The organism is Treponema sp. OMZ 855, assembly GCF_024181145.1.
GTDB lineage: Bacteria > Spirochaetota > Spirochaetia > Treponematales > Treponemataceae > Treponema.
This window is the reverse complement of record NZ_CP051194.1, coordinates 571,116-583,461: the sequence shown is the minus strand read 5'-3', so window position 1 is coordinate 583,461 and position 12,346 is coordinate 571,116. Positions and strand designations below refer to the sequence as shown.

General features: G+C 43.3%; 9 protein-coding genes. 6 read left to right on the top strand and 3 right to left on the bottom strand.

All coding sequences use genetic code 11. From position 1 onward, the window contains the following. Nucleotide 1: 1 nt before the first annotated feature. The 3 genes from E4N65_RS02730 to E4N65_RS02720 all read right to left on the bottom strand — a co-directional run bounded on the left by E4N65_RS02730 (nucleotide 2) and on the right by E4N65_RS02720 (nucleotide 7,485). Nucleotides 2–520, bottom strand: a complete 519-nt coding sequence (locus E4N65_RS02730; protein ID WP_253673965.1) for an OmpH/Skp family outer membrane protein — start codon at nucleotides 518–520, stop codon at nucleotides 2–4. A gap of 13 nt (nucleotides 521–533) precedes the next feature. Further along, nucleotides 534–2,975, bottom strand: a complete 2,442-nt coding sequence (gene bamA / locus E4N65_RS02725; RefSeq protein ID WP_044013514.1) for an outer membrane protein assembly factor BamA — start codon at nucleotides 2,973–2,975, stop codon at nucleotides 534–536. 100 nt (nucleotides 2,976–3,075) lie between these two features. Beyond that, on the bottom strand, nucleotides 3,076–7,485 hold the full coding sequence (locus tag E4N65_RS02720) for a translocation/assembly module TamB domain-containing protein (protein ID WP_253673963.1): 4,410 nt from the start codon (nucleotides 7,483–7,485) through the stop codon (nucleotides 3,076–3,078). Between the two features lie 335 nt (nucleotides 7,486–7,820). On the opposite strand from E4N65_RS02720, the gene tmk reads away from it, so the two are divergent. The 6 genes from tmk to E4N65_RS02690 all read left to right on the top strand — a co-directional run bounded on the left by tmk (nucleotide 7,821) and on the right by E4N65_RS02690 (nucleotide 12,302). Then, nucleotides 7,821–8,450, top strand: a complete 630-nt coding sequence (gene tmk, locus E4N65_RS02715) for a dTMP kinase (protein WP_253673962.1) — start codon at nucleotides 7,821–7,823, stop codon at nucleotides 8,448–8,450. Nucleotides 8,451–8,453: 3 nt separating this feature from the next. Continuing rightward, nucleotides 8,454–9,068 (top strand): hypothetical protein, encoded by a 615-nt coding sequence (locus E4N65_RS02710; protein WP_253673961.1) that lies wholly within the window; start codon nucleotides 8,454–8,456, stop codon nucleotides 9,066–9,068. A gap of 301 nt (nucleotides 9,069–9,369) precedes the next feature. Continuing rightward, entirely contained in the window at nucleotides 9,370–10,395 is a 1,026-nt protein-coding gene (locus E4N65_RS02705) for a M23 family metallopeptidase (protein WP_253673960.1), read from the top strand. Nucleotides 10,396–10,397: 2 nt separating this feature from the next. Continuing rightward, on the top strand, nucleotides 10,398–10,823 hold the full coding sequence (locus E4N65_RS02700) for a bactofilin family protein (protein WP_044013527.1): 426 nt from the start codon (nucleotides 10,398–10,400) through the stop codon (nucleotides 10,821–10,823). A gap of 9 nt (nucleotides 10,824–10,832) precedes the next feature. Next, nucleotides 10,833–11,360 carry a YaaR family protein gene (locus E4N65_RS02695; protein WP_253673959.1) on the top strand — a complete coding sequence of 176 codons (528 nt, stop codon included), beginning with the start codon at nucleotides 10,833–10,835 and terminating at the stop codon, nucleotides 11,358–11,360. Nucleotides 11,361–11,372: 12 nt separating this feature from the next. After that, nucleotides 11,373–12,302, top strand: coding sequence for a PSP1 domain-containing protein (locus tag E4N65_RS02690; RefSeq protein WP_253673958.1), 930 nt, complete (start codon nucleotides 11,373–11,375; stop codon nucleotides 12,300–12,302). Nucleotides 12,303–12,346: the final 44 nt, after the last annotated feature.

Here is a 12,346-nt window from a genome sequence, read left to right as displayed (position 1 = left end):
ATTAGTTTGAACTGAGCTCTCGGATAACGGTTTCCGTAATATCGACAGTCGGGCTATACCAGATAATTGCTTCGCCCTGTTGTAAGTTTAGTACCATCGTATACCCCTGACTTTCTGCAATCTTTTTAATTGCGGCATAAAGGCGGGAATAAAATACATCATCACTTACCAAGCTCTTCCGCAGCATTGCCAACTCGTCGTTACATGCCTTGGAATATTCAAGCAAGAAACTTGTCTTTACGTCGATTTCAGCCTGATATTTTTGGACGGCATCGGCTCTTCCGATTGCTTCCGCATCTACTTTTCTTTGACGAAGGGCAATAATTTCATCGGACATCCGCTGTATTTCAGCTTGATACTTTACCTGTTTTGCCTGATAGTCGCGAACGGAACGGGAATCCCGCAAAAAAGTAGAGTAAATACGGGAAGTATCGACAACTGCGAAACGGGTTATCTGCTGCGCGGATAGTGCAACGGCACCCGCCGCAAGACAGAATAATATAAAAGCATATTTTTTCATCTATTTGCTCCTCTTATAGGTTAGGTACATTAAACGATAATACGAAGCGCCAATCGGCTCCTCTTCCGTTTCCCCACACCAGCTTACCATTCTGTGCTTTAAAGGTGTTTGCAAACATCAGCCGCAGCGGGAATTGAGGAATAACAAAGCGCAATCCCGGCCCAAAGCTGAAATAGTAATCATCAATTTTAAAGGTTTTTAAATCGGCCAAATCCTTTTTGACGGCGGCCGCATCAGCAAAAAAGTCAAAGGAGAGAATACCGTGCGCTAATGGCCATCTAAATTCTATCCAATGGTTGATCAGCACATTCCCCTTGCCGGTCGATCCCAGCGTCAGCCAGCCTCGGCCGGTAAACATACCATCAATAGCGAGTTTACTGCTATCTCCGATGAGGCTGTTCGGCATCGGTATCTGGAACGAGAAACCCGTATAAAAGGCCAGTACAAATTTGAGGTTCCAAATTTCAGAAACAGGATAATCGACAAGAGTAATATATGCTTCCGCTTTTGTTTCGGAACGGAAGAAATATTCATCTTCAACTTTTGGTATAAGACCGAAGAAAGAGATTTGTTCACTTAAAAACCAGCCTTTGCTTGGGTCATAGGTAATATCGCGCCCGTCAAGCGAAAGCCGTGTCCAAAACGAGTTGCTGAGCCGCCATTTAGCCTCCTGCTGCCGTATCGTCGGATCAGCTGCGCGATAGAGAGACGTATCATAGAAGTTCTTGACCAATGAAAAGTTTACACCGCCGCGCAGCGTAGTTGTAAAGAAACGGTTATACCATCGATATCCGGTATGAACGCCGAAGGTTGTTTCAAAGCGGTCATATCGCATCCGGTAAGCATTTGCCAAGTCTTTATTCTTTTCAAATTCTTCTTTATTTTTAAACGGCCCGTAAGGGAATACCATATCCTGATAATCAAACAACGATTTATGCGTAATCGATAAATCAAACCCAAGCGTCAACGGATAGCCAAGAAACCAGTTTTCAGCATAACCGAGTTGAAGTGTTTGATTATCCGTTGCCGCAGTCGCATTAACCGATAGTTCGTTTCCGCGTCCTGCAAGGTTCCGTTCCTGCCATTGCACAAATAACGAAAGTGGGAAACTGTCGGCATCCGAAATACCCGAAAAGGTAATTCCGAATTGAATACTTGCCGTCGACTGCTCTTCAACATTGAGGATGACATCGATCAAATCCTGCTCGGAACCGGGCTGTACATCCGGAACAACCGTAGAAAAATAACGCAAATTAAATAAATTACGCAAACTATTGGTAAATTTTGATTTTGAAAACACATCTCCCGGCTCAAATAGGAGCTCACGAAGTATAACATAATCTTTTGTCCGTGCATTACCACGGATAATAATATTTTCGATATGACTTCTACTTCGTTCAACAATAGTAATCACGAATGATACTTTTTTAGTGGTCGAATCACGCTGCATTGCTTTTGCAATATAATTCGAAGTATAACCGTTTTCAAAATACATATCGGCGATGGCTTGAAACCCCTGTTCAAATCGAGTCATATTCAAAACACTGCCCGGTGCCAGTCTTATTTTTGCACTTAAATCTTCGGTAGAAAAAATCTTATTTCCCTCAAAAGAAGTTCCGTTGTAAGTATACTGTTCGCCTTCCATAATGATATATGTCAGCTTTACCATGTTCTTTTGCGGATCGGATTCCGAATCTATATCCTTAACAATATTTTCAACATGAGCATCGATATAACCGCGTTCACCGTAAAATTGCTGTATAGCTATCTTATCTTCTGCGAGCAGACTCTCTTGAAAAATTCCCTTGACAAGGAATTTGGCCGGTTTGGTAAGAAGGACACCTTTTAGAGCCTTTTCTCCGACAGCGGTATTCCCTTGGAAGGCAACTTCGGAAACAATCGTTTGCTTTCCTTCCGTAATGGTAAATTCAAGGATAACGCCGCCTTGGGGACTTTCGGACACATTTGAATTCACAACGGCGGATGCATAACCTTTTTCTATATAGTAATTTTTGATAGTTTGTTCGTCGGCATTCTTTTTTATCTCATTGTAGATATCGCCTTTTTTCAACAGTACCTTGGATAAAATATCGCCGCGCGAAATTTGATAATTTCCCGTTACCTTTATTAGGGTAACGACAGGCTTTTCGGTTACTTCAAATTCAAGCCGAACATACTGATAATCGATGTCGGCAGGAACCGCTTTGGGCACAATGTCGGAAAAATAATCAAGCGCATATAATTTTTGCAGTATTTCCGAATACGTTGCATCGGAAAAGGGCTTTCCTTTAAATGAATCAAAAATACCGTCCATTTCGGTTTTTGATACGCTCTTCAACCCCTGAAAAACGATGGTTGTTATCGGTTTGTTTTCATACCAATTATCGGGAGCTTGTGCCCATAAAAAGCAGAAGGATAACATGAGTACCGTTACGGCTATCACCTTTTTTAACATTAAAGACTCCTCTATCTCATTTACATCATCTTATCAACAATATGATTACCGCCGAGCATTTTTGAACTGCACGGCAATACCCTCTTTGAGGGTATTGAGTTTAATATGAATATTTCCATGAAAAAGTCAATGCAGCATCTCCTACAAATAAGGTATCCGGTTTTGTAGGGGCGACCGACCAACGAAGCAAGAAGAAGGGTGTTGCCATTTCCAAACCGATTTCAGGTTGAAATAAAAGATCCTTATAAACAGGACGCTTTGAGCCGCCGTTTTTAAGCGATTTGGAATCATAGTGGCTTAAGTGCAGCAGCGCATCCGCATAGATCGCCGAACCGAAATATTTCCCTATATAAACACTTGTATTATCAAGATAGTTACTCATTGTTAAAACAGTATTCTGGTTTGCAGCGAACAGGTTACCAAAAATAGCATTTTGCAGCAACAACGTGCGGAAAGAAAAAGCATCCAACCCTAAAAAATCCCTGACTTTGCTTTCCGCTTTTTTGAGAAAACCTACTTGTGCCAGAATATCGGAACTGGAAACCAACAGATTTTGCCATAGATTATCTTTCCCCGTATCGCCGATAGCCACTTGTCCCAATAGCTGCATAATTTCATTCGTAGAACGGGGCGGATCCGAGCTGATTTCCGGATTAAAACTGAATAATGACTGATCCTTTGCCGTCAAGACAAGCCGGAGCGGTTCACCGCTACTGTCACGATCGCGGATTTCTGCCCTTAATGTTACCAACGGTTCAATTTCCTTAGCCACATCTGCAAAGGAGATGGAACCTTCACGGATATAGAAACTGCGCTTAATATAGAAAACTTCTCCTCCCCGCATTTTTATATCACCTTTCATTGTAAAGTTACCGGTTTCGGCATCGGCAATCAGTGAAAGTGGAGAATCGGTAGGAACAAGTGTTCTTAAGATTGGAAAATCTGCAGTCGGCCAGCGGAATTCGGCCTTATGACCAAACTGTAAATCCAGCTTCATATCAAAAGCAATATTACTCTCCCCTCCATATTCGGCATTGAACTTATCAAGATTATCAAATTTAAACACAAAGTAGCCTGAATCGAATGTTGCGGAGCCGTATACGCCGACAAGCGTAGGTGTTACCTTTATCTCAACGGTACAGCCGACAAGACCGTCCGCTTTGAACAGGATATTATCGGTCTTAAATACCCCCATCTTGGTTCCCAGCGTTCCACATTGAACTGAAATATTGTTGGGAATCCAACCCGAAAATTCTGCGGTGCACCGCGCCCAAATATCCGTCGAAGGCCCTTTCAATACGGTATACGGTACCTCAAGCCCCGTACCGTCCGCAATGATATCGAGTAAAACAGGCCCATAGACCTCCGGTGCATAGCGGGGAGAATTGACGGTTATATTCTGCCCGACTAATTTCCCATTAAACTCAGGCTCCATCGGTTTGCCACCGATCGTCAAATCTCCTGTAAGCGTTCCACCGTAAAAGAGTACATAATCCAAACCGGTTATATCCCATATCCGTTTAACGTCAGCACGGATACCCGACACTTGCAAATTTAAAGCATCTTTTTTTACCGTGCCGTCCAAATTAAACTTGAGCGGAAGAGATTCCGCCAATTGGAGCGAAACAACCCCATCGTCTAAAATAAAGCCGGTTATATCATCATTCTTTCCGGCATAAAACGCGGTAACCCCCGGATCACGGATCATAGAAAGCGGCACCGTATTCTTTCCCTTAAAGTCACCGAACTGCCAATCGCTCAAAGAAATATTAATCGTAAAGCGCTTCGTTACGTTGTTGAGCCGGGAAAGCAGCGCAGATTGAGCTTTTTCGTCAGGCTGCACGCCGGTATACACAGTACCGATATGCGCTTTAAGCTGTTTGTCGGCAATCATACCGGCATAATCGGCTTCGAGCCTTCCGGACATTTCAGCAAGCGAAAAATTACCCGCTATATCGGAAACCTCATGCGTACCCCATTTAAGCCGGGTAATATTCAGATCCGCTTTTTCATCTTCTATCATAAGGGAACCGGCCAGGTTCAAATCTTCTCCCTGAACAAGCATCGAAAGTTGAGACAAATCCAATCGAGCTAAAAAGGAATCCGAAGCGGCCGAAAACACCACATCCGCCGACACCGCATGCTGCTTTCCTTGCGTGTATAAAAAGCGAGCCAACGAAATGGCATCAAGTTTAAGCGAGCCGTCTGCACGGATATCTCCGCTTGAAAGATCAAGCTTTGCTGCAAACTCAAGTTTTTCGGCGGCATCGGGGGAAACGAGATTCATCGCAGCAGTGTAGCTCTGTCCGCCTTCACTATCAGATGCAGAAGCTGTCGTTACGGCCAGCGTACCGGTCAGCGCGTCGTCATCGCCAAGTTTTACTTCAGTCAAAAGCAATCCCGAAGGATCTGCTTTTCCCATAAACTTAAAGCCAATCTTTGCCGGAGCAAATGAAACAGGTGTACCATAACTGACGTACCCGTTATCGATAGCATAAAGCCAATCCGTACGATTATGATATTGAAACTCCGAATCCAGGGTTAAAAAGAGGGGCAAAAAAGGCAGCGGTATTTCATTGGTTTTGACGGTTCCTTTGAAGCCGGAACCTTTTTCATAAAGAGCACTGATTGCAAGACCATAGTCACCGTAAATATTGAGAACATTCTGAGAAAAGACTCCCTGCACCTGATAACCGATCGAGTTAATCGCTAAAGAACTGGTAAAAATAATATCGCTTAAATGCTCAAATTCGGCATTGATATTTCCGCGAACGGACATATTTTTGTAGGATAGTTCGATATCGGTCAATGCAAAGGAAGATTGATTGCCTTTTACCGATAACAGTGCATAAAAGTCATTCAGTATGTTTGAAACTAAGACGAACCTGGTGCAATTATATGAAAAACTGCGTAAATCACTCGAAATATAAAATTCGGTTGTACATTGGAGCGATTCAACGGCTTCATGCGGTATATCGACACCCGGAACGGCCGCTTCAATAAAGCTGCAGATTGTACCGATACCCACAGCGTCGAATGTTCCATGCAGCTCTACAAAATGAGGAGAAGCGGAAGTGCTGCTGCCTTCGTTATAAATATAAGAGCCGTCAAAACGATACTTTCCATATCCGTCTTCGGCCGATAAGGTATAATCGGCTTTCTGGGCCGAAGGATTAACTGCTAAAGTGATGTTATGAAGGGCTCCTTCGCCGGCGGTCAATTTCGGTATTTTGCAAAAGAAGGTCTTTCCTCGCGTAAAAAACTGAAAATCTGCAGCCGCTGAAGCGCCGGACGGAAGGTTAAACCGTCTTATGGCAGCCGTTCCGGTAGGAATCATGGTGTTGAGGTTAAAAGTAAATTCGGAAAAAATATCTACATCTGCCCCTGATAATGAAAGCCGTGAAACATCTATCTTTGCATCTTTTCCTTCCGCCGCAAGCTGCAAGCGAGAAGATGCAAGCCGGTATGAAGAGAACGTCAACGGCGGCAGATCGAAACTTAAATCGGTATCCCATTGGATATGCTGCCCCGAAAGCGCAAATTGAACATTGCCGGACATTGTTATAGAAGCGAATTGGGCGATACTTTTGGGGGCATTATATACCCTCACGGACTGCAAAGGAGCAAAATCTTTGCAGCTAAACCGTCCGTTTATATCGTTTGTTGCAATATTCCAGCTTGCGGTAAAGTCAACGGGCTGAAAATCTTGCATAGTGTTAAAGGTAAAAACTTGATCACGATAATCAGCAAATAGTTTTACCCGGTGTATACCGAAACGATCGGTGGAAATATGAGAAAAATCGGCAACAGCCGAACCGGCAGTCAAATTTTTGTTAAACTTTCCTTCGATAGTAAGACCCGTTTCGGCCTGACCGATGGCTGTATAATCAGCATTGCGGTAGAAAGCCGTACTGCTCAGACTGACCGTTAATGCCTCCGCATTGATGCCGAAATAGCCCTCCGTTATTTTTGCATCAATATCGTGCACAGCATTCCTAAATCTCAAACGGACATTTTTAACATGCACATTCAGCATTTGAGAGGAAAGAAAAGAAAGAATCTGTTCGGTATTTGCAGATGACTGAACGGAAGGTTGAGCATCCATCGCCGCGTTAAGCTTGTCGGCAAGTGCTTTATTGTGCACTAAGTCTATGTCTATAAATCCGTCGGCAATATTCACGGAATCTAAAATTTCGGCAGTATTCCCCCATAAGAGCGCCCAGAATCGGTATCGGATGGAAAAAGCTTCAAAAGAAGCCATTTCCATATTATGTTCAGCGTCATAGACTTTTACATTCCGTAATGAAACCGACCGCAAAATCGAAGGAGAAAGCGATTCGTAGGACAGACGTATATTGTATGTTTGCTCCAATTCCGTCAAAACTACCGAACGCACTGCCGTCAATTTTTTTTCCAGCGTCTGCATCAGAGGACGGAGCATCGCAAAAGAGAATACAAGTATACATAAAAATAGTAAAAATTCTATTTTAGACCGTACCGCAGGTTTCATCGGAGGGCTATTATATCAGAAAAGAAATTGCTATGATAGATAAGCATGCTAGACAAACACATCAGGAGCCTTTTAAATTTCCCCGCAGAATAAATGAGGCTGTTCAACCTTTCCTTTTGAAAATATACGGCGCATCTACTGCGTCATACGCTGAAAATAAATGCTCAACGTATATAAATACGTCTCCGCTTTATTTTCAGCTAACTCCTTGTATCTACACCATCTATTTTCAAAAGGCTAACGGAAAGGTTATTTTTTGTCTGATACGATTGCCTTTCTGTAGAAAAATGTGCAAAATTTTGGATAAAATTTCGCACAAAAAGGAAAAACTATAGATGATTTTGAAAAATTTTGTTGTGTTTGAGGGGCTTGACGGGACGGGGACGACGAGCCAGATACGGTTGTTACAGGAAGCGTTTGCTTCCCGCGGGCGGCAAGATGCCGTACTGTTTACTTGTGAACCCACCGATGGTTCCATTGGGAAGTTAATCCGCGAGGCGCTTTCGGGTACAGTAGACTTCGATGCCCAAACGATAGCCTACCTTTTCGGAGCGGATCGTTGTGAGCATATATATGGTAAAGAAGGTATTTTAGCCCAGCTTAAAGCAGGAAAAGCAGTTTTTTCCGACCGCTATTTGTTTTCCAGCCTTGCCTACCAAGGTTTGGCTGCCGGAAAAGAACTGGCAGGGGCAATCAATGCACCGTTTCCGCTCCCCGAATACCTGTTTTTCTTTGACCTGCCGGCGAAAACTGCGATGGAGCGAATCGAAAAACGGAATATCCCGCGGGAAATATACGAAAAAGAGACGTTTCAGCAAAAAGTTGCGGACGAATATCAGGTTATTCTCCGGTATTATGCGGAAACGGCACCGGATATGCGGATTATCCGTATCGACGCTGCTCAATCGATAACAGAAATTCACGAAAAGATATGGAGTATCGTCTGCAATCTGCCGATAGTATGAGAGATGAAAAGGCGTTTTTGCTTATCCGCAGTGTTACTTTTTTTCTCATTCGCACAAACGGCGTTACTGCCTGCGTACTTTGTAACGTATAAAGAGCAGTATTATAAGCTCTATCATATTCATTACAAGCAGTATCCCGATGATACGCTCGAGAACATTTATTGGCTGGAAAAGGCAATTAATGCGGATTTTTGCAATCCTCTGTATGCATTGGGAAAGATCAACGATAAAACGGACTGGGAAAAATACCGGTACCTGTTTATGATGCACTTAAACCTGAAAATGGTAGAACAGCACCTCCGGCTCGGTATGAAGTATGATAAGCAGGTCGCATATTTTTATAATGCGCCGTGGAAAGAGCAAAACATCGAAAGCTTAAAAATGGCCGAAGATTGTTATAATACCGCCTTGTTTTATTGGAAAGAAGCAACGCTTTGGGCGGAAAAGGCAAATGTGCGGAAGTTTCAGTTTCTTTTCTTAACCGACCTACAGTATTGGGAGGATGAACGGGAGCGGATCGCACAAAAAAAACTCAACTATGAACGCACAATAACACGGGAATTGGAACGGCTCGCCAAAGTCCGCGCCGAATTTATCCAAATGGAGGACACATACTGATTCCTTTTGAAAATAGCGGGGCATCTACTGCGTCAATACCGCCAAGGAGGGCGGGGCATTCACACAACAGCGATGTTTTGCGTGAGCAAAACTCGCCATCAACAAATGTCCACGGATGTACATTTGTTGATGAGGTATCTACCACCGCTATTTTCAAAAGGCTAACGAAAAGATCGGTTTCAAAAATTACGGTCTCCATTATTCTGCTACGTTTTCCATGAATGCGAATGCTGGACAGGTGGGGCGTTAATTGATATACTAAACTATTAGTATTATATAAAGAAGAAAGAGGGTTAAGAAAGTGTCTCGAACACGAGGATATAAGAAAACTGAAAACAATATTGTACGATATATCTCAAAAAAGATAAGGAAAGCAGCTGAAGCGGTTTTGCATTTTTTTCAGCGTATCATTGCCGGCGGTCAGAAAAAACTGACCATTATGATCGTACCCCATTCGCAGAAAAAAGTATTAAACTTTCAAACCAGTATTTTTAGCTTACTTTTTACACTGATTATTGCTATCGGCTTTTTCTCTTCATTCTTTTGGTTTGCACACAAAACAGCGGCATCGGTACAAGATCTTTCCGCTACCAAAGAGGAAGCCCGTAAAGCACAGGCAAGCCTGGATGTATTACGGGATGAAACAAATGAGCTTTTAAAAACGGCGCGGAATTTTCAAACAGCGCTTACCTCAACGTTTTCTTCCCTCGGTTTAAAGACCGCTGCACCGGCAGGACAAACGGCAAACGGCGACTTATCCTTTCTATTTAATATGCATGAGGTTGCGGAAGGCTCTCTAAAAGAAGCGGCGGAGTTGCAGCAACTGACTTCATACCTTAACGATGCCGTTTTACCGGTACAGGAAATGGGAAAACTCCTTAATATGCAGACGACTCTCTTTTCCGATATTCCGAGTCTCTGGCCGATTAAAGGCGGCATCGGGCATATTTCGATGGCGTTCGGTCAAAACCGGCATCCTTTTACCGGTCAGTGGTATATTCATAAAGGTATCGACCTTTCAACTTATCGTTCGGGAGACCCGATCGTGGCGACTGCCGACGGACAGGTTGTTACCGTAGAGTTCGACCCCGGTTGGGGAAATTATATCATTATTAAGCATAAACACGGTTTCTACACCCGCTATGCACATATGCAGTCTTACCGCGTTACCAGAGGCGAGTATGTACAGCAGGGACAAACCATCGGATATATCGGAACAACCGGTATTTCGACCGGGCCGCACTTACATTATGAAGTACATATCGGTTCCGATGTTGTAGACCCGATTAAATATCTTAATATCAAAGCTTCCAATACAAAGCAATAGCTATGGCAAAAAAAAACTTTATCGATGACATTTCGGTCAATACCATTATAGGACCGGGAGCACTGATATCGGGAAACGTAACGGTTTCCGGATTTTTACGGATAGACGGTGATATCGATGGTAATGTGCAGACTCAAGGACGTGTCATTATTGGAGAAGACGCCCGGATACGGGGAAATATTAGGGCAGCTTCGGTTAGCGTCGGAGGAATTGTACAAGGCGATATTATTGCGCCGGATTATGTTGTCATTCTTTCATCGGGTATGGTTATCGGATCGGTTCTAACAAAAAAGTTGCGGGTTGATGATGATGTCATTCTACACGGATTCTGCTCTGCTACCGGCGATCAAACCGGTTTTGAGGAAGCGGAAAAGAAATATTCGAACCGGCAAGCACTCCACTCCTCCACTTTTTCTTACTCAAAATAGAGGAGAAAAATGGGAAATCAAATAGAAAGTTCAAATTATGCAGTGGGAGTAACCGTTCAACCGTCCTTACACCCCCCAACGGCACAATCCGAAAAAGACAAAAAAAAACTGAATAAATTTAAAGAGATGCTGAGAAGCGTCTTACCCCAAACTCAGCCGGGAAATGAAGCCGATATAATCGAGCAGCTGAGCAAATTACCGCCGGAAGAAGCGGTCGCTCTATTGCAAGATGAAGTACGGTCTGCAGGGGATACATTACGGACACGCCAAAATCCTGAAACGATTTTGCAGTACAAGCAGGCTGTTAAAAACTTTATCAGCTATGTCGCACGTGAAGCATATACGGTTACAACACGGACTCATTTACGGCGTGATAAGACCAATCATTTAAGACCGCGTTCTTTTACCCAAATTGTTATTATCAATGAAAAGCTTGACAAATTTGCAGGTGAGTTACTCTGCGACCAAAAAAGCCAACTTTTTATTCTTGAACGGTTAGAGGAAATATACGGCCTAATTATAGATTTGATTACATAATAGGAGTCAGAAATGGATATTGAATTTGTAGAAACATATACCGAATACGAAGAAATAGATGATTTAAGCGCTTTGGAAGATAATGATGAACCACAAGCGGAAGAACCTATACAAGAAGGTGCTTTCCCTCAACCGCTCTATCAGTTAAAGCTCGAATATTCACAAGAGACTTTTTATGCAACAACGACGGAATTAAATCTGCAAAGCGGAGATTATGTCATTAGTCCCACACGTTACGGAGACGACATGGCTCGTGTAATGGGTTTGGTACAGCATCCGATCAGAGTAGCAATTAAGGATATCGTTACCGTCAGTCGGAAAGCAACGGAGGAAGACTTTCGCCGTGCGGAAGAAAATATCGAAAAAGAGAAAACGGCAAGCGCTCTTTTTAAAGAAAAGGTTATCGCCCACAAGCTGGATATGAAGCTGATTAACTGTCACTACTTACTCGAAGATCCTAAAGTTATCTTCTTTTTTACGGCAGACACCCGTATCGATTTTCGTAAGCTGGTTAAAGACTTAGTTGCCATTCTGCGTCTCCGTATTGAGCTTCGGCAAATCGGTGTCCGCGATGAATCGAGAATAGCAGGCGGTATCGGTTGCTGCGGCCGGCCGTTTTGCTGCCATGCCGTAACCGACAAGCTGAGACCGGTATCTATCAAGATGGCAAAGGAACAAAACCTGTCGTTAAATTCACTCAAAATTTCGGGGCAATGCGGACGTCTGCTCTGTTGCCTGTCGTATGAGTATGATTGGTATGTGGAAACTCGAAAAAAGCTGCCCTCAATCGGTACCAGCCTCTACTACGATAATACGCTCTTCCGCATCAGCGAAATAAATCTGATTACCGGTATTATTGCGCTTGCGGGCGAAGACGGACGAGTTATTTCCATGCCTGCTCAGCGTTTTTCTCAGCAGCACGGAAAATGGAAAATTAATTAGCAAAGAGCTTCTACTTCCGCCTGTTCCGAAGCAGTACTGTTGAT

Coding starts and splice junctions, on each gene's coding strand:
- tmk (WP_253673962.1), top strand. CDS start 7,821: ATGATTTTGAAAAATTTTGTTGTGTTTGAGGGGCTTGACGGGACGGGG.
- E4N65_RS02710 (WP_253673961.1), top strand. CDS start 8,454: ATGAAAAGGCGTTTTTGCTTATCCGCAGTGTTACTTTTTTTCTCATTC.
- bamA (WP_044013514.1), bottom strand. CDS start 2,975: ATGTTAAAAAAGGTGATAGCCGTAACGGTACTCATGTTATCCTTCTGC.
- E4N65_RS02700 (WP_044013527.1), top strand. CDS start 10,398: ATGGCAAAAAAAAACTTTATCGATGACATTTCGGTCAATACCATTATA.
- E4N65_RS02720 (WP_253673963.1), bottom strand. CDS start 7,485: ATGAAACCTGCGGTACGGTCTAAAATAGAATTTTTACTATTTTTATGT.
- E4N65_RS02690 (WP_253673958.1), top strand. CDS start 11,373: ATGGATATTGAATTTGTAGAAACATATACCGAATACGAAGAAATAGAT.
- E4N65_RS02730 (WP_253673965.1), bottom strand. CDS start 520: ATGAAAAAATATGCTTTTATATTATTCTGTCTTGCGGCGGGTGCCGTT.
- E4N65_RS02695 (WP_253673959.1), top strand. CDS start 10,833: ATGGGAAATCAAATAGAAAGTTCAAATTATGCAGTGGGAGTAACCGTT.